The following is a 17,471-nucleotide window of genomic DNA, read 5'->3' as shown; positions in this document are numbered from 1 at the left end:
GACTCAGCTTTGCGGATCGAATGGATGGGCGCGCACATAGCGCGTCCGACGAATGATGACATAGGCGAAAAGCGTCCAGGCGGCGCCGATCACCAGGAAAGCGACCGGAACGACCCAGGCGGGCGCGCCCTGGCCTTGCCGGCCCCAGATCAGGAGCAGGACCCCGACCAGCGAGCCGACCAAGCCGGCGATGCGCTCGTTGCGGTAAAGCCCCCGGATGGTCTTCACATAGGCCACGCGCCTATCCAAGTCAGAGGGGGCCAGGAGTTGCGGATCGTCGGTCACGACGGCCTGCCCTCCTCGTCCCGCTTGGCGGCCTTCATCCAGCCCAGGATGAACCAGATCTGCGCCCCCAGGCCCACGGCGATGGCGCCGATGAACACCGGCGCCAGCCAGCTGACGCCGGCCGCGAGGTAACCGATGACCGCCGCACCGGCCAGCACGAAGCAGACCACGTCGATGGCGAACATCGTGGTCAGGCGCTTCTTCTGGATGGCGTCGGCGTGCTGCATCAGGCGGCGGGCTCGGCCTTGGGAGCCTTCTTCGGCTTCTCGGGCAGGTTCGGGATCTTGATCTTCTTGGCCGCCGAGCCGTCGTACAGCTTGGGATCGGTCAGGGTTTGGATCTTGCCCTTGGGTTCCGACGCACCGCGCCCCTCATAGCTGCCCGGCCGCGGCGACTTGCCAGCGGCGAAGTCGTCGAGGATCTGGGCCAGGCTCTCCGGCGTCAGATCCTCGTAGTAGTAGTCATTGATCGCGGCCATCGGCGCGTTGCAGCAGGCGCCCAGGCACTCGACCTCTTCCCAGCTGAACTTGCCGTCGGCCGAGACCTCGTGGGCCTCGCCAATCTTGGCCTTCAGCACGGCCTTCAGGTCCAGAGCGCCGCGCAGCTGGCACGGGGTGGTGCCGCACAGCTGGACGAAGGCGACCTTCCCGACCGGCTGCAGCTGGAACATCACGTAGAAGGTGGCGACCTCCAGCACGCGGATGACCGGCATCTGCAGTTGGCGGGCGATCTCCTGGATGGCGGGTTCGGAGACCCAGCCTTCCTGCTTCTGGGCCAGCCACAGCATCGGGATCACCGCCGACTGCTTGCGATCGGCGGGATACTTGGCTTTCCACCAGTCGGCCTTGGCCTGGCTGTCCTTGGAGAAGGCGAAGCTGGCGGGCTGTTCCTTGGCGAGGCGTCTCACGCTCATTTGGGGGCGCTCATCGTGCGAAATCCACGCGGGCGATCTTGTCGCCCCTGAAGGTGTAGATGGCGGCGACCTGGAAAGGCGCGTCGCCGTTGCCGCGGTCGACGTGCTCGTGATCGATCACGTTGGCGCCCACCACGATGCGGTTGAGAAGCTTGGCCTTGTTGCTCGGGAACTGCGCGAACGCCGCCTCGTACCAGGCGCGATAGGCCTCGATGCCCGTACGCGCCACCTCGCCGTTCAGGCCGGCGACCACGACGTCGTCGGTGAAATGGGCGCAGTGGGCGTCCAGGTCCTGGGCGTTGTAGGCGTCCAGCTGCGCCTGAGCCACTTTTTCAAGGGCGATGGCTTCCAGGCTCACCGGTCCACCTCGCCGAACACGATGTCGAGCGAGCCCAGGATGGCCGAGACGTCGGCCAGCTGGTGGCCGCGGTTCATCCAGTCCATGGCCGCCAGATGCGAGAAGCCGGGCGCCTTGATCTTGCAGCGATACGGCTTGTTGGTGCCGTTCGACACCACATAGACGCCGAACTCGCCCTTGGGCGCCTCGACGGCTGCGTAGACCTCGCCTTCCGGCGTGCGGAAGCCTTCGGTGTAGAGCTTGAAGTGATGGATCAAGGCTTCCATCGACCGCTTCATCTCGGCGCGGCGCGGCGGAGCGACCTTGTTGTCCTCGGTCATTACCGGGCCAGGCGTGGCGCGCAGCATGGCGACCGCCTGGAGGATGATCTTGGTCGACTCGCGCATCTCCTGCATGCGGCACAGGTAGCGGTCGTAGCAGTCGCCGTTCTTGCCCAGCGGGATGTCGAACTCGAAGTCGTTGTAATTCTCATAGGGCTGGCTGCGACGCAGGTCCCAGGCCAGACCCGAGCCGCGCACCATCACGCCCGAGAAGCCCCAGGCCAGCGCATCTTCCTTGCTGACCACGCCGATGTCGACGTTGCGCTGCTTGAAGATGCGGTTGTCGGTGATCAGGCCCTCGATGTCGTCGCAGATCTTCGGGAAGGCCCTGGCCCACGTCTCGATGTCGTCGACCAGCGAGGGCGTCAGATCCTGGTGGACGCCGCCCGGACGGAAATAGTTGGCGTGCAGGCGAGCGCCGCAGGCGCGCTCGTAGAACACCATCAGCTTCTCGCGCTCCTCGAAGCCCCAGAGCGGCGGCGTCAGCGCCCCGACGTCCATGGCCTGGGTCGTCACGTTCAGCAGGTGGTTCAGCACCCGGCCGATCTCGCAGAACAGCACGCGGATGATCTGGCCGCGCTTGGGGACCTCGACGCCCAGCAGCTTCTCGATGGCCAGGCAGAACGCATGCTCCTGGTTCATGGGCGCCACGTAATCGAGGCGGTCGAAGTACGGGATGTTCTGGAGGTAGGTGCGGGCCTCCATCAGCTTCTCGGTGCCGCGGTGCAGGAGGCCGATGTGCGGATCGACGCGCTCGACGATCTCGCCGTCCAACTCCAGCACCAGGCGCAGCACGCCGTGCGCGGCCGGGTGCTGCGGGCCGAAGTTGATGTTGAACTTGCGCACCGGGGTTTCCGGCACGGCCGGCAGCGACGGCGCGTCGTGGAAGAAGTCGGTCGCGGCGGCGGGGGAATTGGAACCAGTCATGACTCTTACGCGTCCCCTGCCCGCTTCTCGGCCTTCTCGTCGCCCGGCAGGGCGTACTTGGCGCCCTCCCACGGGGACAGGAAGTCGAAGGCGCGGAACTCGGTGATCTTCACGGGCTCGTAGACGACGCGCTTCAGCTCGTCGTCGTAGCGGACCTCGACATAGCCCGTCATCGGGAAGTCCTTCCGCAGCGGATGGCCGTGGAAACCGTAGTCGGTCAGGATCCGCCGCAGGTCAGGGTGACCGTCGAAGAAGATGCCGTACATGTCGAAGGCTTCGCGCTCGAACCAGTCGGCGACCGGGAACACCGGCGTGGCGCTGGGAACGGCGGTGTCCTCGTCGGTCTGGACCTTGAAGCGCACGCGGTGGTTCTTCACCAGCGACAGCAGGTGATAGACCACGTCGAACCGGCGCTCGCGCTCCGGATAGTCAACGCCCGTCAGGTCCACCAGCTGGTGGAAGCGGTAGTCGGGATGGTCGCGCAGATAGGTCAGGGCCTGGACCACGCGGCTAGACGGGCCCAGCAGGTTCAGCTCGCCGAACGCCACGTGGTAAGCGGTGATCGCGCCGGCGGAGTTGGCGACGATCGCCTGACCCAGCGCCTCGAGCGGTGACAGCACCGACTCGGTGGAAACAACGTCGGTCATCGCTCGATCGTCCCCGTGCGACGGATCTTCTTCTGCAGCTGCAGCACGCCGTAGACCAGGGCCTCGGCCGTAGGCGGGCAGCCGGGCACATAGATGTCGATCGGCACCACGCGGTCGCAGCCGCGCACGACACTGTAGCTGTAATAGTAGTAGCCGCCGCCGTTGGCGCAGCTGCCCATCGAGATGACGTAGCGCGGCTCGGGCATCTGGTCGTAGACCTTGCGCAGAGCCGGGGCCATCTTGTTGGTCAGGGTGCCGGCCACGATCATCACGTCCGACTGACGCGGGCTGGCGCGCGGCGCGAAGCCGTAGCGCTCCAGGTCGTAGCGCGGCATGGCCGAGTGCATCATTTCGACGGCGCAGCAGGCCAGGCCGAAGGTCATCCACATCAGCGAGCCGGTGCGGGCCCAGGTGATCAGGTCGTCGGCGGCGGCCGTGACGAAGCCCTTGTCGGCCAACTGGCCCGACAGGCCGTCGAAATAGGGGTCGTGCAGCTTGGGGTCATAGCCCTGCACCGTCGACCGCGCGGCCGAGCCGGCGGGAACGAGCGGCGAGCTGGGAGCCGTGCCGGTAGGGGGAACAATCACTCCCATTCGAGGGCGCCCTTCTTCCATTCGTAGATGAAGCCGACGGTCAGAACGCCCAGGAAGACCAGCATCGACCAGAAGGCGAAGGCGGCCACGTCGTGCGGCAGCTTCATCAACGAAACGGCCCACGGAAACAGGAAGGCCACTTCCAGGTCGAAGATGATGAACAGGATCGAGACCAGGTAGAACCGGACATCGAACTTCATGCGCGCGTCGTCGAAAGCGTTGAAGCCGCATTCGTAGGCGGACAACTTTTCCGGGTCCGGCGCCTTGGGCGCGAGCACCGCAGCGGCAAGGATGAAGGCGATGCCGATGACCGCCGCGATCCCTAGGAAGATCACGATCGGCAGATACTGGAGAAGGAAGGCGTTCATGACAGCCCTTGGCTTGAATCGAGCGGGTTGTAGCTCAGTGTCGCCAGCGCTTCAAACGCCTCGAACACATTGAGAAACGGTCGCAACTAGCATTCACTCACAGCTTCCGTGACATGGCCGTTGACACGCAGATCGGCCCGACATATCAGACGCCCCTCGCCGCACGGCGGGTCGCACTTCGCTTCGGCGGAGCCTGATGCGGATGTAGCTCAGTTGGTTAGAGCGCCGGCCTGTCACGCCGGAGGTCGCGGGTTCAAGTCCCGTCATTCGCGCCACCTTCCTCGAAGTTGGCTGCTTCCCACCGCCAGGCCAGTCTATGGAACGACCGCGCCGGACATTGGTTCGCGCCCGACGCGGATGTAGCTCAGTTGGTTAGAGCGCCGGCCTGTCACGCCGGAGGTCGCGGGTTCAAGTCCCGTCATTCGCGCCACTTCCCCTTCCGCCTTTTCGCGATCTTCGCCGGCCGGACCGTGGCTTCGCCGCGCCTCAATAGAATCGCGGGATCGGTCCAGGATGCGGGGTCGGCGCATCGAACTCGAAGAATTCCTCGTCGACATAGCACCAGCCCCAGCCTTCGGGCGGGTCGTAGCCCTCGATGATCGGGTGGCCAGTCAGCTTGAAATGCTTGGTGGCGTGCCTGTTCTTTGACTGGTCGCAGCAGCCGACATGCCCACAGATCCGGCAGAGCCGCAGGTGCAGCCAGGCATCGCCCGTCTTCAGGCACTCCTCGCAACCGGCCGTTCCGGGCGTCACGTCCTGGATCTGGTCCAGATGGGTGCATTTCAGGGCCATGGCGGTCTCCGTTTGTCATCCACGCGGCGCGACTATCCCGCGCGAGTCCTGCACCGATCCCGGCAGCGCGGCTAGAACGAACCGATCGTCTTGAGGTTCGCCCCCCGCGTTCCGATCTAGCGTGGATGTCGCACGCCCATTCCCTGCCCTTTTCCGTCCTCGATCTGGCCCCCGTCCCGCAAGGGGCCAGCGTCGGCCAGGCGCTTCACAACAGTCTGGACCTGGCCCGCCATGCCGAGCAGCTGGGCTATCACCGTTACTGGCTGGCCGAGCACCACAACATGCCGGGAATCGCCAGCGCCGCGACCGCCGTGGTCATCGGCCACGTGGCGGCCGGCACCTCGACGATCCGGGTCGGCTCGGGCGGGGTCATGCTGCCCAACCACGCGCCGCTGATGGTGGCCGAGGCGTTCGGCACCCTGGCGGCCCTTCACCCCGGCCGAATCGACCTGGGCCTGGGCCGCGCGCCGGGCGCCGACCAGGCCACCATGCGGGCCCTTCGCCGCTACATGGGCGCCGTCGACAGCTTCGCCCAAGACGTGGTCGAGCTGCAGGGCTGGTTCCAGCCGGCCCAGCCGGGCCAGTCCGTACGCGCCGTGCCCGGCGAGGGCCAGGACGTGCCGCTCTGGCTGCTGGGTTCCAGCACCTACAGCGCCCAGCTCGCCGCTGCCCTGGGCCTGCCCTTCGCCTTCGCCGCCCACTTCGCGCCGGACCAGTTGATGGAGGCGATCGCCGTCTATCGCCGGACCTTCAAGCCGTCGGCGGCCCTGGCCCAACCCTATGTGCTGGTCTGCATCGGCGTCTGCGCGGCCGATACCGATGACGCGGCCCGCCGCCTGTTCACCTCCAGCCAGCAGCAGTTCGTAGCGTTGAGGCGCGGCAATCCGGGCCTGTTGCCGCCGCCGGTGGACGACATCCGCGAGGTGGCGTCGGACGCCGAAATCGCGGGCCTGGACCATACCTTCCGCTATTCGGCGATCGGCGCGCCCGACACGGTCCGCGCCAAGATCCAGAAGGTGCTGGATCTGACCGGCGCCGACGAATTGATGGCCGCCTCGCAGATCCACGACCATGCGGCGCGAAAGCGGTCCTACGAGATTCTGGCCCGGGTGCGCGGCGAGCTGACGAAGATGGCGGCCTAGGTTCAGCCTAGGCCCATCCGACCAGTTCGGCGGCCGGTTCGGGCGCGTCTTCGGGCGTCGCCTCGAACGCGGCGCAGCCGGTAAGTCGACCATAGATCGCCGACAGCTTGCGGAACACCGGGTCCCAGCCATGCCGATGCTCGGCGCGATGGCGAGCGGCGCGTCCCAGGGCCGAGACGTCGCGCGTGAACACCGACTCGACCGCCTCGGCGAAGGCGCGAGCCTCGGAGGCGACGGCCAGGGCTCCGACCGTCTCGTCGACGGATTCGGCCACGCCGCCAGCCGCAACGCCGATCACCGGCAGGCCGCAGGCCATGGCCTCCAGCACGATCAGGCCGAACGGCTCGTTGTCATTGGCGTGGACGAAGGCGTCGCAGCCGGCCAGCACCGCCGCCAGGCTCTGCGGATCGCGCTGGTAGTCCATGCAGATCACCCGGTCGCTGGGCGGCGCGCCGGCCCCCGCCCCCACGAACAGCAGCACATAGGGATCGCCCAGGCGCTCGACCGCCTCGACCAGCACGTCGAGCTTCTTTTCCCGGGCCGGACGACCGGCGAACACCAGTATCCGATGGCGGCTGGTTAGGCCCAGTCGGCGTCGCAGGGCTTCGCGATCGCCGCGGCCTGGATTGAAGATGTCGGTGTCGACGCCCAGCGGCAGGCCGATGGCGGTCTTGACTCCCGCCTCGATCAGCCGACCGGCGATGAACTGACTGGGGGCCACGGCCTGGTCGAACTGGCGGTAGATCGCCGCCCAGCGCTTTTGCACCGGCTTTTCCGCCCACTCGCCGATATGCAGCGCCGCCAGGGCGCCCAGGTCCGTATGACAGAAGCCGACCACCGGCACGCCCAGGGCGTCCCCGGCCTTCAGGGCGGCCAGCCCCGGCGTGTAGGGATCCCCGGCCTCGATGATGTCCGGCCGCTGACGAATCAGTCGCTCCATCCAGGCGTTCTTGACGACCGGCCAGCGATAGCCGTCGCCGAACGGCAGAGGCGCCGCATAGATCGAAACCCGTCCGTGCCCGTCGTGAGCATCGCGAGGGCCCGGCACCACGAGGGTGTGCCGAACCTGCGGTCGATTCGCCGCGATCCAGGTCCGCTTTGAGTTCAGATAGCGCCGAACCCCGCCGCTGCGGGGTGCATAGAGCATTGTGGTGTCGACCAGCCTGACCGGCTTTCCGCCAGGCCGGCCCGCCTTGAACAGGGGTTCTTCTGCCTCGTTGAACGCCGAGAGCCGATCAAACCTCAAATCCATCACGCCGGAACCTCGCTGTCAGCCGCTCCCGCCGACACGGTCGCAGAGCCTTAAGACACTCACGGGGACGGAGGTTCCTCCGAAGCTGGAGCGGTGTCCAGCGCCCGCAACGCGCCGCGACGCGCGAGCGCCTCGCGCAAGAGCATTTCGACCTGGGCGTTGACGCTGCGCAGTTCGGCCGCCGCCAGAGTCTCGACGGCGGCCAGAACCTCGGGGCGCACGCGCATCAGAAACGCGCGGCGCCCGCCTTTCGACGCATCTGGCGGAGACGCGGCCAACGGATCAGCCGTACAGCGTACCGGTGTTGACCACGGGCTGGGCCTCGCGGTCGGCGCACAGCACCACCAGCAGGTTGGAGACCATCGCCGCCTTCCGCTCGTCATCCAGGATGACGACGTCTCGCTCGCTGAGCTGCTGCAGGGCGTTCTCGACCATGCCGACCGCGCCGGCGACGATCGTGCGACGGGCGGCCAGCACGGCTTCGGCCTGCTGGCGCTTGAGCATCGAGCCAGCAATCTCCGGCGCATAGGCCAGGTGCATCAGGTGGGCTTCGTCGATCGACACCCCCGCTACGGCCGTACGGGCCTTCAGGTCGTTCAGCAGGCGCTCGCCCACCTGGTCGGCGTCGGCCCTCAGGGTCGGCTCGCCGCTGTCATCGTGGTCGTAGGCGTAGTGCGAAGCGGTTTCGCGCAGGCCGGTCTCGATCTGGATGTTCACGAAGGTCACGTAGTCGTCGACATCGAACAGGGCCTGAGCGGTGTCAGACACGCGCCAGACGATGTTGGCGGCGATCTCGATGGGGTTGCCGCGCTTGTCGTTGACCTTCAGCGTCTCGCTGGTGACGTTGCGCACCCGCAGGCTGATCTTCTTGCGCCCGTACCAGGGCGGCACCCAGCGCAGGCCGGTCCGGCGGTCGGTGCCCATATAGGTCCCGAACAGGGTGATGACATAGGCCTCGTTCGGCTGCAGCGAATAGAAGCCGCAACTGACCAGCAGGAACAGGACGATCAGGACCGCGCCCAGCACGATGCCGGCGGGAACGCCGGTGGAGAACGCCCAGACGGCGATGGCGAGCATCACCGGAAGCGAGACCAGCGGCAGCCCGCCGCCGATTCCGCCGTGAGCGCGTTCGGTCGAGCGGTGGATATTCGGAGCGTCGGACATGGAGCCCTCCAAAATTGATTACAAAGTGATATCACTTTGATCGCTTATGGCAAGGCTGATCCGAACCGCGTAGGCAGGCGGCGCGGACACGATCGAGGGCTTGAATGGCGCGTTTCCTCTTCACCACCTGGGAAGGCGGCGGCCACGTGCAGCCGATGCTCCTGGTCGCGCGCGACCTAGCGGCCCGCGGCCATGCTGTGCTGGCGCTGAGCGACCCCTGCAACGCGCCCGACGCCGCCGCCCTGGGCGTGCCCTTCCGCGCCTGGACCACGGCCCCGTTCCAGAGCGGCAAGACCCGCGACGATGATCGGCTCAGAGACCACGAGGCCGACAATCCGCTGGCCGTGATCCAGCGCCTGCTCGACCGGGTGATGGCCGGCCCCGCCCTCGCCTACGCCCGAGATACTCTGGCGGCGATCAACGCCTTCGCCCCGGACGTGATCGTGTCGCAGGAGCTGCTGCTGGGTCCGATGGCGGCGGCGGAGGCCCGGGGGCTGCCCCTGGCCCTGCTGGCCGCCAATGTCTGGTCACTGCCGACGCTGCCCGGCGCGCCGCCGTTCGGGGCCGGCATGCTTCCGGCGGCCAGCGACGAGGAGCGCGGCATGCACGCCATGGTCTCGCAGATGAGCCGGACCTTCTTCCAGGCCGGCCTGCCCGACCTGAACGCCGCCCGCGCCGCCCTGGACCTGCCCCCCTTGAAAGACCTGTTCGAACAGCTGGATGCCGCCAAGGCCATCCTGGTGGCGACCAGCAAGGCGTTCGACTTCGCGCCCGAGCCCCTGCCCGCGCCCTTCGTCCATGTCGGCCCCTACCTGGCCGACCCGGCCTGGGTGGAGTCCTTCACGCCGCCGCCGGGCGACGCCCCCCTGGTCCTGGTATCGTTCTCCAGTCTCTACCAGGCGCAGGAGCCGGTCCTGCGCGCTGTCATCGCCGCCCTGGGTCAACTGCCGGTCCGCGGCGTGGTCACCACCGGCCCGACCATCGATCCCGCCGCGTTCGACGCTCCGGACAATGTCGTCGTCGTCCGCAGCGCCCCGCACGGCGATTTGCTCAAGGACGCGGCCCTGTTCGTCACCCATGCCGGCCATGGCTCGACCCTGCGGCCCCTGATGGCCGGCGTCCCACTGTTGTGCCTGCCGATGGGTCGCGACCAGAACGACAACGCCGCTCGGGTCACCCATCGCGGCGCCGGCCTGACCTTGCCGGCCGACTCCGCTCCGGACACCATCGCCGCCGCCGCGCGCCGTCTGTTGGACGAGCCCGCCTTCAAGACGGCGACCGAGGTTCTGGGCGCGGCGATCCGCGCCGACGAGGCCGCCCGCGACGCGGCGGCGGCGCTTGAGGCACTGGCGCCTTAAGCGTCGGCGACCTGAATCCGGATGTCGCCGCCGGCGTGCTTGGCGGCGAAGGCCATCAGGCGCTCGCCCTCGTCCGTCAGGTCCCTGGCGACAGCCTTGGCGGGCTTGGAGAACAGATCGAGGTGCAGGATCGACTCCGTCTTGCCGTCCTCAATGCGCCAGCGCCCGGCCGTGAAGCCGTCGACCAGCACGGTCGCCCTCAGGATGCCATTGGGCGTGTAGAGCCGGCGCTTGTGGTCCGCCGACATGATCCGCGTCCGGTCGTCATGAGCCAGCAGCACGTTGTCGAACTCGCCCAGGAAGCGCACAGGCGTTTCAGCGTCGCCTGGCGGCCGCTCCGCCTCGGGCAGGTCGAACAGGTCCACGCCGTCCTCGCTCCGGAAGACGGCTAGCGACGGTCGAAGCGCCTCGAACGTCGACGCCAGGCGGCTAAGGCCCAGCCAGGCCTGGGCGTCGGCGACGCTGGCGGGCCCGAACGCCGCCAGATAGCGGCGCACCAGGTCGGCCAGGGCGAAGCCGGGCTCGGGGGCGGCCAGCCGATCCTCCACGGCCGCCAGGGTCGGCTGGCCGCTTCGTCCCCACAGGCCGCGCGGCGGCAATTGCAGCATCGGCAGGTGAACCCGCGCCGCCATGGCCAGCGCCTGAGGATCGCGCCCAGGCCAGTGTTCGGCCAGGGCGTCGCGAAGCTCGGCGGTGGTCAATGGGCCCCGTCGGAGAAGGCTACGCGCCATCGCCGCGATCTTGGCCGGGTCCAGCCCGGCCAAGGCTCGGCCGTGGACACTGCCGTCGGTCAGGACTCCGTCGAGGCCCCGCTGGATCAGCGGCCGGATCGCCGCGAAGTCCGGAGCGGTCGCCAGGTGCAGCGTGCCGCGTATCAGCGTTCCGCGCACGAGGCTGAAATCCTCCAGCCGGTCGGACAGCTGCGGCGGCGCGAAGTCCTTCAGCCGGGCCCAGAGCGCGAAGTACGGCGCCTGAGCCGCCTGGGCCTGCAGCGCGATCAATCGTTCCAGCGCCTCGGCCACCGGGATTTCGGCCCGCCGCGACAGATGCTGCCGCGCCAACAGCGCCCGGTTCAACGACCGACGATCCAGGATCTTTGCTGTCGAGCCCGCCAAACCGGCATCCTCGTCTAGGCGATCGCCGTCCGTACCGCGGCGCCGCCAACCGTCGGACGGCCTGCGGTGGAGCCAGGCCCTGCCGGCCCCTGGTCATGGTGGGCGGTGAGGGGATCGAACCCCCGACCCTCTCGGTGTAAACGAGACGCTCTACCGCTGAGCTAACCGCCCCAAAGACCTTTTCGAGCCCGTCTGGTCGAGGCGGACGAAGCCAAGACGGACGAGGATGTGGGAGATATCCCGTCCGTCCGGAAAAGTCCCGCATGGAAAAGGCGGGACGCCGTCGTGGCGACCCGCCCTCGAAATCTGTTTACTGGATCAGCCGTTCAGCGTGGTCTTCAGACCTTCGCCGACCTGGAACCGGGCGGTCTTGGACGCCGGACGGTTGACGGTCTCGCCGGTGCGCGGGTTGCGCGCCGTGCCCGCGGCCCGGGACACCGCCTTGAACGTGCCGAAGCCGACCAGGCGCACGTCCTCGCCTGACTTCAGCGAACTGGTGACCGCGTCGATGAAAGCTTCGAGAGCGTCCTTAGCCTGGTTCTTGTTGATGCCCGCCTTTTCGGCGATCGCCGTGACGAGTTCGGCCTTTGTGGTCATGTTCTTCTCCCAGCATGAAAGCGGCGGCGCTGGCTGCAGCTCACGCCGCTTCGCTCGACCGGGAGTATGCGGGGTTCAGACGGCCCGTCAAACGAAGGCGGCGCGGAAAACCTCCGCGCCGCCCAAGTTATCGACGATAAGTTACTATTAGTGGGTCAGGACAGCGTCACCGTCGCCGTCCTCGACCTTCGCAGTCGCAGCAATCGGCTCGTCTTCCTCGCTCCACTCGACGGGCGTGAGCGGGCCGACAAGAGCGTGTTTCAGCACTTCGTCGAAGGTGGACACCGGGATGATCTCCAGGCCGTCCTTCACGCTTTGCGGGACGTCGGCCAGATCCTTCTCGTTCTCCTGAGGGATCAGGACCGTCTTCACGCCCGAGCGCAGAGCGGCCAGCAGCTTCTCCTTGAGGCCGCCGATCGCCGTGACCCGGCCACGCAGGGTGATCTCGCCGGTCATGGCGATGTCCTTGCGGATCGGAACGCCCGTCAGCACCGAAACGATGGCCAGGGCCATGGCGCTGCCGGCCGACGGACCATCCTTGGGCGTCGCGCCGTCCGGCACGTGCACGTGGACGTCGGTCTTTTCGAAGACCGGCGGCTTGATGCCGAACTGCACCGCTCGCGAACGGACGTAGCTGTTGGCCGCCGAAATCGACTCCTTCATCACGTCCTTGAGGTTGCCGGTGACCGTCATGCGGCCCTTGCCCGGCATCTTCACGGCCTCGATGGTCAGGATGTCGCCGCCGAACTCGGTCCAGGCCAGGCCGGTGACGATGCCGACCTGGTCGATCTCGTCGGTCTCGCCATAGCGGTACTTCTTGACGCCCGCGTACTTGGCCAGGCGCTCGTCGTCGATCGTGATCGTGGCGACCTTTTCACGGGCCAGGTCACGGACGGTCTTGCGCGCCAGGGCGCCCAGCTCCCGCTCCAGCGACCGCACGCCGGCTTCCCGGGTGTAGTAGCGGATCAGGTCGCGGACGGCCTTCTCGGGCACCACGAACTCGGCCGCCTTCAGGCCGTGGTCCTTCATCTGCTTGGGCAGGATGTGGCGCTTGGCGATCTCGACTTTCTCATCCTCGGTATAGCCGGGGATGCGGATGATCTCCATGCGGTCCAGCAACGGCTGGGGCATGTTGAGGCTGTTGGCCGTGGTGACGAACATCACCTGCGACAGGTCGTAGTCGACTTCCAGATAGTGGTCGCCGAAGGTCGAGTTCTGCGCCGGATCCAGCACCTCCAGCAGGGCCGAGGACGGGTCGCCCCGATAGTCGCTGCCCATCTTGTCGATCTCGTCCAGCAGCACGAAGGCGTTGGTGGTCTTGGCCTTCTTCATGGTCTGGATGATCTTGCCGGGCATCGAGCCGATATAGGTCCGGCGGTGGCCGCGGATCTCGGCCTCGTCGCGCACGCCGCCCAGCGAGATGCGGGCGAATTCGCGGCCGGTGGCCTTGGCCAGCGAACGGCCCAGCGAGGTCTTGCCGACGCCCGGAGGGCCGACCAAGCAGAGGATAGGTCCCTTCAGCGAGTTGGTGCGCGCCTGGACGGCCAGGTACTCGAGGATGCGTTCCTTGACCTTCTCCAGGCCATAGTGATCCTCTTCGAGCACCGCCTCGGCCTCGACCAGGTCGATCTTCTTGGTCTTGGCCTTGCCCCACGGGATCGACAGCATCCAGTCCAGATAGTTGCGGACCACAGTGCTCTCGGCCGACATCGGGCTCATGTTGCGCAGCTTCTTCAGTTCGCCCTCGGCCTTGGCCCGGGCTTCCTTGGAAAGCTTGGTCTTCTTGATGCGCTTTTCGAGCTCGATCAGTTCGTCGCGCTGATCGTCGGGGTCGCCCAGCTCGCGCTGGATCGCCTTCATCTGCTCGTTCAGATAATATTCGCGCTGGGTCTTCTCCATCTGGCGCTTCACGCGCGAGCGGATCTTCTTCTCGACCTGCAGCACCGAGATCTCGCCCTCCATCAGGGCGAAGACCTTTTCCAGGCGCTTCACGACGTCGAAGATTTCCAGCAGGTGCTGCTTGTCGCCGATCTTGACCGACAGGTGGGCCGAGATGCTGTCGGCCAGCTTGCCCGGCTCGGCGATCTGCGGGATCGAGGCCAGGGCCTCTGGCGGCACCTTCTTGTTCAGTTTGACGTAGTTCTCGAACTGCTCGACGACCGCGCGCGACAGCGCCTCGGCCTCGGGGCCGACGCCCTGGTCCTCGTTCACCTCGCCGACCTGGGCCTCGTAATAGGCCTCCTGGTCGGTGAAGCGCACGACGGCCGCGCGGCCCTTGCCCTCGACCAGCACCTTGACGGTGCCGTCGGGCAGTTTCAGCAGTTGCAGGACGGTGGCCAGCACGCCGACATCGTAGATGTCGGCCGGGGCCGGATCGTCGTCGGCCGAGTTCTTCTGGGTGACCAGAAGGATCTCCTTGCCGCCGCGCATCACCTCTTCGAGGGCGCGAACGGACTTGTCACGCCCGACGAACAACGGGACCACCATATGCGGGAACACCACGATGTCCCGCAGGGGCAGCACAGGAAGCGTACGAATCTCAGACATGATGCTCTCTACTCCTGGCCGGCGCGTTGCACTCGCGCTCGGCCACGCGGGCCGCCGTCACCCAGACGATGCGCCTGAGTCGTACGACCCGTCCGCTCGGGACTGAGCGGATGGTCGTTATTTATGTGGACCTTTTGCAACACGGTTCAAGCGGACTCGCCCACTAGCGGCGACGGGTCGCGGCGAAGCGGTCAAGGTGCAACGACCATGCCCCCTGCCCGGCTCCACAATGCACGATCCGTGCTGGGACAAGGCCTGCGACGCCCAGCTTTTGCCGTCGCGGACCTGTCGCGACGGTTGATCCGAGGAAAGCGTCACAACGCAAACCGGTCGTGTGTGATGAAAAAGGCGCGCCCGGCCGAGCCGGACGCGCCTGATTCAGAGCCGTTTGGATGAGATCAGGCCGAAGCCGCCCCGCCCTTCTTCTCGGCGTAGATCAGCAGCGGCTGGGCCCGGCCTTCGACGACCTCGGCGTTGACCACCACTTCCTCGACGCCCTCGTAATTGGGCAGTTCGAACATGGTCTCCAGCAGGATGCCTTCCATGATCGAGCGCAGGCCCCGCGCGCCGGTCTTGCGGGCGATGGCCTTCTTGGCGACGCCGTGCAGGGCGTCGTCGGTGAAGGTCAGGCCGATGTTCTCCATCTCGAACAGGCGCTGGTACTGCTTGACGAAGGCGTTCTTCGGCTCGGTCAGGATCTTCACCAGGGCGGCCTCGTCGAGGTCCTCCAGGGTGGCGATCACCGGCAGGCGGCCGATGAATTCCGGGATCAGGCCGAAGCGCTGCAGGTCATCGGGCTCGACGCCGCGCAGGATCTCGCCCGTGCGACGCTCTTCCGGATCCGCCACCTTGGCGCCGAAGCCGATCGACTTGCCCTGGCCGCGCGCCGAGATGATGCGCTCTAACCCTGCGAAGGCCCCGCCGCAGATGAACAGGATGTTGGTGGTGTCGACCTGCAGGAACTCCTGCTGCGGATGCTTGCGCCCGCCCTGCGGCGGCACGGAGGCGACGGTGCCTTCCATGATCTTCAGCAGGGCCTGCTGCACGCCCTCGCCCGACACGTCGCGGGTGATCGACGGATTGTCGGACTTGCGGCTGATCTTGTCGATTTCGTCGATATAGACGATGCCGCGCTGGGCGCGCTCGACATTGTAGTCGGCGGCCTGCAGCAGCTTGAGCACGATGTTTTCGACGTCCTCGCCCACATAACCGGCTTCGGTCAGGGTGGTGGCGTCGGCCATCGTGAACGGCACGTCGATGATTCGGGCCAGGGTCTGGGCCAGAAGCGTCTTGCCGGTGCCGGTCGGACCGACCAGCAGGATGTTCGATTTGGCCAGCTCGACGTCGTTGTTCTTCGAGGCGTGGTTCAGGCGCTTGTAGTGATTGTGCACCGCGACCGCGAGCACCTTCTTGGCGTGATTTTGCCCGATCACGTAATCGTCCAGGACCTCGCAGATCTCGCGCGGCGTCGGCACGCCGTCCTTGGACTTCACGAAGGCGATCTTGTGCTCTTCGCGGATGATGTCCATGCAAAGTTCGACGCACTCATCACAGATGAACACCGTCGGACCCGCGATGAGCTTGCGCACCTCATGCTGGCTCTTTCCGCAGAAAGAACAGTAGAGAGTGCTCTTGGTGTCGCCGCTCGCGGCTTTCGTCATGGTCGCTTCTCACGCTAGGGCGGTCCAGGCCGAAGCCGAAACCACCGACTCCTTAGCGCCTATCTCGCCACCGAAGCAGCAGGATATCCGCCGGGAGTTGTCTAATCCTTGACATTCCCCGATCCGGGCGCACGGCACAAGCCTTGGAGCCGATTTACAGCCCCCAAGTTCGTGGATGGTGCGTACGGTTTCATGGAATTCTTCCCTAAAATGGCGTCCAACAGCGTCAACGCAAGCCACCCGTCGTTCGCTCCGTCGCGAGGCGCGTCAAAAAGCCCCGCCTTGAACAACCCGGACGCTCGTTCGCTTCACCTGGCGATGGCCTTAGGCGGCCGGGGCGGAATCGTGTTGCAAGGCCGGCAGAGTTGCGGAGCGCGCGAGCGCGGAGACGAATGGCGAAACGTTCACTGATGGCCCGCTCCCCGATGACCAGGGGCTTGTCGGCCTCCACGGGGATGACCGGGGACCTGCATGAGGGGCCGCCCCTGGTCGCCTTCGACTTCGACGGCACCCTGACGGTTCGCGACAGCTTCACCGCCTTCCTGAAGTGGCGGGTCAGCCCCGCCCGGCATCTGATGGGCATGGTGCGCCTGTTCCCCGCCGCCGTCGGGTATCTGTTCGATCGCAACCGCGGCAAGATCAAGGCCGCCGCCATTCGCGAGTTCCTGCGCGGCCTGCCCCTGGAGCAGCTGGAGCGCGAGGCCCGCGCCTTCGCCGAGTCGGAGGCCCCCAAGCTGTTCCGTCCCGACGCCCTGGCGGTCTGGCGCCGCTGGCGGGCCAAGGGCGCCAGGCTGGTGATCGTCACCGCCTCGCCCGACGTGGTGGTCGCGCCATTCGCCCGCGGCCTGGGCGCCGACCTGCTGATCGGCTCGCGTCTGGCGCTCGATCCCGACGGCAAGGTGCTGGGCCCCCTGCTCGGCCCCAACTGCCGGGGCGCGGAAAAGGTCGTGCGGCTGCGCGAGGTGTTCGGCGACGATCTGTCGCTGGCCGCCGCCTATGGCGACACCTCCGGCGACCGCGAGATGCTGGCGATCGCCCACGAGAAGGGCTACCGCATTTTCGGGGGCAAGCCGGGCTGATCCTTGGCATGGCCTCGCCTCCTGGGCTGTCGACGTAACACGGTTCGGCCGCCTCATGCGGCGGGCCGCTGAAGGTGCGGGGAGGGTTGCGGAGCGCCGGGCCAGGCCCGGAAGCTTTGTAAGAAATACCGTTTCGACCAGGACCGACGCTCCGCGCGATCGTTATTCGGGAGCGTCCGGCGGTGGATCCTGTTCGGACCTCGCCAGTCTTAGCCCCCGACGGGCGGGCCGGGCTTGCGTCGCCCGGTCCCGGAACGCCTGCGTCACCGCAGACCTGTCGCGCCCCCGGCCCTCACCCAACGCCGTATCTGTGTTCCAGGCCCGGCCGGCACCAGATGGATGAGGTTTGGCGA

19 protein-coding genes and 3 tRNA genes are annotated in these 17,471 nt (G+C 67.0%); 5 read left to right on the top strand and 17 right to left on the bottom strand.

Features of this window, described 5'->3' with window-relative positions; all coding sequences use genetic code 11:
- Positions 1 to 3: 3 nt before the first annotated feature.
- The 8 genes from EV278_RS02950 to EV278_RS02915 are packed head-to-tail and all read right to left on the bottom strand — an operon-like array spanning position 4 to position 4,411.
- Positions 4 to 285 (bottom strand): hypothetical protein, encoded by a 282-nt coding sequence (locus EV278_RS02950; RefSeq protein WP_165916510.1) that lies wholly within the window; start codon positions 283 to 285, stop codon positions 4 to 6.
- On the bottom strand, positions 282 to 512 hold the full coding sequence (locus EV278_RS02945; RefSeq protein WP_132086513.1) for a hypothetical protein: 231 nt from the start codon (positions 510 to 512) through the stop codon (positions 282 to 284). Before EV278_RS02945 ends, EV278_RS02950 begins: the two co-directional genes overlap by 4 nt.
- The gene (gene nuoE / locus EV278_RS02940) at positions 512 to 1,198 is read right to left on the bottom strand and encodes an NADH-quinone oxidoreductase subunit NuoE (protein WP_132086511.1); all 687 of its coding nucleotides are present in this window, start codon (positions 1,196 to 1,198) and stop codon (positions 512 to 514) included. Before nuoE ends, EV278_RS02945 begins: the two co-directional genes overlap by 1 nt.
- A 10-nt stretch (positions 1,199 to 1,208) precedes the next feature.
- Positions 1,209 to 1,541, bottom strand: a complete 333-nt coding sequence (locus EV278_RS02935; protein WP_132086906.1) for a nuclear transport factor 2 family protein — start codon at positions 1,539 to 1,541, stop codon at positions 1,209 to 1,211.
- An 11-nt stretch (positions 1,542 to 1,552) separates the two neighbouring features.
- Positions 1,553 to 2,803, bottom strand: a complete 1,251-nt coding sequence (locus tag EV278_RS02930; protein WP_132086509.1) for an NADH-quinone oxidoreductase subunit D — start codon at positions 2,801 to 2,803, stop codon at positions 1,553 to 1,555.
- Between the two features lie 5 nt (positions 2,804 to 2,808).
- Positions 2,809 to 3,423: an NADH-quinone oxidoreductase subunit C gene (locus EV278_RS02925; protein ID WP_132086904.1), complete on the bottom strand. Its 615-nt coding sequence runs from the start codon at positions 3,421 to 3,423 to the stop codon at positions 2,809 to 2,811.
- A 23-nt stretch (positions 3,424 to 3,446) separates the two neighbouring features.
- Entirely contained in the window at positions 3,447 to 4,064 is a 618-nt protein-coding gene (locus EV278_RS02920) for an NADH-quinone oxidoreductase subunit B (protein WP_132086507.1), read from the bottom strand.
- The gene (locus tag EV278_RS02915) at positions 4,034 to 4,411 is read right to left on the bottom strand and encodes an NADH-quinone oxidoreductase subunit A (RefSeq protein WP_028037644.1); all 378 of its coding nucleotides are present in this window, start codon (positions 4,409 to 4,411) and stop codon (positions 4,034 to 4,036) included. The genes EV278_RS02920 and EV278_RS02915 overlap by 31 nt, the downstream gene beginning before the upstream one ends.
- 198 nt (positions 4,412 to 4,609) lie before the next feature.
- Between EV278_RS02915 and EV278_RS02910 the strand changes: the two genes are divergently transcribed.
- Together EV278_RS02910 and EV278_RS02905 are read left to right on the top strand one after the other, a co-directional pair.
- Positions 4,610 to 4,686 (top strand) — tRNA-Asp (locus EV278_RS02910).
- Positions 4,687 to 4,764: 78 nt separating this feature from the next.
- Positions 4,765 to 4,841, top strand: a tRNA-Asp gene (locus EV278_RS02905).
- A 56-nt stretch (positions 4,842 to 4,897) separates the two neighbouring features.
- Here the strand turns inward: EV278_RS02905 and EV278_RS02900 are convergent.
- Positions 4,898 to 5,203, bottom strand: a complete 306-nt coding sequence (locus EV278_RS02900; RefSeq protein ID WP_207905428.1) for a UBP-type zinc finger domain-containing protein — start codon at positions 5,201 to 5,203, stop codon at positions 4,898 to 4,900.
- Between the two features lie 125 nt (positions 5,204 to 5,328).
- Here EV278_RS02900 and EV278_RS02895 point away from each other — a divergent pair, with 125 nt between their 5' ends.
- The gene (locus EV278_RS02895; RefSeq protein WP_132086505.1) at positions 5,329 to 6,345 is read left to right on the top strand and encodes an LLM class flavin-dependent oxidoreductase; all 1,017 of its coding nucleotides are present in this window, start codon (positions 5,329 to 5,331) and stop codon (positions 6,343 to 6,345) included.
- A 7-nt stretch (positions 6,346 to 6,352) separates the two neighbouring features.
- Here EV278_RS02895 and EV278_RS02890 read toward each other — a convergent pair whose 3' ends face one another.
- The 3 genes from EV278_RS02890 to EV278_RS02885 are packed head-to-tail and all read right to left on the bottom strand — an operon-like array spanning position 6,353 to position 8,761.
- Positions 6,353 to 7,597 (bottom strand): glycosyltransferase family 1 protein, encoded by a 1,245-nt coding sequence (locus tag EV278_RS02890; protein ID WP_132086503.1) that lies wholly within the window; start codon positions 7,595 to 7,597, stop codon positions 6,353 to 6,355.
- A gap of 59 nt (positions 7,598 to 7,656) precedes the next feature.
- A complete protein-coding gene (locus EV278_RS23890; protein WP_165916508.1) occupies positions 7,657 to 7,824 on the bottom strand; it encodes a hypothetical protein in 168 nt (55 codons plus the stop codon).
- A 55-nt stretch (positions 7,825 to 7,879) separates the two neighbouring features.
- Positions 7,880 to 8,761, bottom strand: coding sequence for an SPFH domain-containing protein (locus tag EV278_RS02885; RefSeq protein WP_132086501.1), 882 nt, complete (start codon positions 8,759 to 8,761; stop codon positions 7,880 to 7,882).
- Positions 8,762 to 8,865: 104 nt separating this feature from the next.
- Here EV278_RS02885 and EV278_RS02880 point away from each other — a divergent pair, with 104 nt between their 5' ends.
- A complete protein-coding gene (locus tag EV278_RS02880) occupies positions 8,866 to 10,119 on the top strand; it encodes a glycosyltransferase (protein WP_132086499.1) in 1,254 nt (417 codons plus the stop codon).
- Here EV278_RS02880 and EV278_RS02875 read toward each other — a convergent pair.
- The 5 genes from EV278_RS02875 to clpX form a co-directional block, all read right to left on the bottom strand.
- Complete coding sequence (locus EV278_RS02875) at positions 10,116 to 11,195, bottom strand: winged helix DNA-binding domain-containing protein (protein ID WP_165916507.1); 1,080 nt, start codon at positions 11,193 to 11,195, stop codon at positions 10,116 to 10,118. The two genes, EV278_RS02880 and EV278_RS02875, sit on opposite strands and share 4 nt — an antisense overlap.
- A gap of 135 nt (positions 11,196 to 11,330) precedes the next feature.
- A tRNA-Val gene (locus EV278_RS02870) sits at positions 11,331 to 11,405 on the bottom strand.
- A 147-nt stretch (positions 11,406 to 11,552) separates the two neighbouring features.
- A complete protein-coding gene (locus EV278_RS02865; RefSeq protein ID WP_035074773.1) occupies positions 11,553 to 11,831 on the bottom strand; it encodes an HU family DNA-binding protein in 279 nt (92 codons plus the stop codon).
- Between the two features lie 147 nt (positions 11,832 to 11,978).
- Positions 11,979 to 14,378 carry an endopeptidase La gene (gene lon / locus EV278_RS02860; protein ID WP_132086495.1) on the bottom strand — a complete coding sequence of 800 codons (2,400 nt, stop codon included), beginning with the start codon at positions 14,376 to 14,378 and terminating at the stop codon, positions 11,979 to 11,981.
- Positions 14,379 to 14,776: 398 nt separating this feature from the next.
- Complete coding sequence (clpX, locus tag EV278_RS02855; RefSeq protein ID WP_056750002.1) at positions 14,777 to 16,039, bottom strand: ATP-dependent protease ATP-binding subunit ClpX; 1,263 nt, start codon at positions 16,037 to 16,039, stop codon at positions 14,777 to 14,779.
- 392 nt (positions 16,040 to 16,431) lie between these two features.
- On the opposite strand from clpX, the gene EV278_RS02850 reads away from it, so the two are divergent.
- On the top strand, positions 16,432 to 17,118 hold the full coding sequence (locus EV278_RS02850) for an HAD-IB family hydrolase (RefSeq protein WP_132086493.1): 687 nt from the start codon (positions 16,432 to 16,434) through the stop codon (positions 17,116 to 17,118).
- The last annotated feature ends 353 nt before the right edge of the window (positions 17,119 to 17,471 follow it).

Source organism: Caulobacter sp. BK020, from assembly GCF_004342605.1.
GTDB lineage: Bacteria > Pseudomonadota > Alphaproteobacteria > Caulobacterales > Caulobacteraceae > Caulobacter.
The sequence above is the reverse complement of the archived record's forward strand: the minus strand, read 5'-3'. Positions and strand labels throughout refer to the sequence as shown.

What these genes read in the sequence shown, in the direction of transcription:
- EV278_RS02900 (WP_207905428.1), bottom strand. Translation starts at nt 5,203, where the DNA reads ATGGCCCTGAAATGCACCCATCTGGACCAGATCCAGGACGTGACGCCC.
- EV278_RS02945 (WP_132086513.1), bottom strand. Translation starts at nt 512, where the DNA reads ATGCAGCACGCCGACGCCATCCAGAAGAAGCGCCTGACCACGATGTTC.
- EV278_RS02890 (WP_132086503.1), bottom strand. Translation starts at nt 7,597, where the DNA reads ATGGATTTGAGGTTTGATCGGCTCTCGGCGTTCAACGAGGCAGAAGAA.
- EV278_RS23890 (WP_165916508.1), bottom strand. Translation starts at nt 7,824, where the DNA reads ATGCGCGTGCGCCCCGAGGTTCTGGCCGCCGTCGAGACTCTGGCGGCG.
- lon (WP_132086495.1), bottom strand. Translation starts at nt 14,378, where the DNA reads ATGTCTGAGATTCGTACGCTTCCTGTGCTGCCCCTGCGGGACATCGTG.
- EV278_RS02850 (WP_132086493.1), top strand. Translation starts at nt 16,432, where the DNA reads ATGGCGAAACGTTCACTGATGGCCCGCTCCCCGATGACCAGGGGCTTG.
- EV278_RS02895 (WP_132086505.1), top strand. Translation starts at nt 5,329, where the DNA reads ATGTCGCACGCCCATTCCCTGCCCTTTTCCGTCCTCGATCTGGCCCCC.
- clpX (WP_056750002.1), bottom strand. Translation starts at nt 16,039, where the DNA reads ATGACGAAAGCCGCGAGCGGCGACACCAAGAGCACTCTCTACTGTTCT.
- EV278_RS02915 (WP_028037644.1), bottom strand. Translation starts at nt 4,411, where the DNA reads ATGAACGCCTTCCTTCTCCAGTATCTGCCGATCGTGATCTTCCTAGGG.
- EV278_RS02880 (WP_132086499.1), top strand. Translation starts at nt 8,866, where the DNA reads ATGGCGCGTTTCCTCTTCACCACCTGGGAAGGCGGCGGCCACGTGCAG.
- EV278_RS02920 (WP_132086507.1), bottom strand. Translation starts at nt 4,064, where the DNA reads ATGGAAGAAGGGCGCCCTCGAATGGGAGTGATTGTTCCCCCTACCGGC.
- nuoE (WP_132086511.1), bottom strand. Translation starts at nt 1,198, where the DNA reads ATGAGCGTGAGACGCCTCGCCAAGGAACAGCCCGCCAGCTTCGCCTTC.
- EV278_RS02930 (WP_132086509.1), bottom strand. Translation starts at nt 2,803, where the DNA reads ATGACTGGTTCCAATTCCCCCGCCGCCGCGACCGACTTCTTCCACGAC.
- EV278_RS02865 (WP_035074773.1), bottom strand. Translation starts at nt 11,831, where the DNA reads ATGACCACAAAGGCCGAACTCGTCACGGCGATCGCCGAAAAGGCGGGC.
- EV278_RS02885 (WP_132086501.1), bottom strand. Translation starts at nt 8,761, where the DNA reads ATGTCCGACGCTCCGAATATCCACCGCTCGACCGAACGCGCTCACGGC.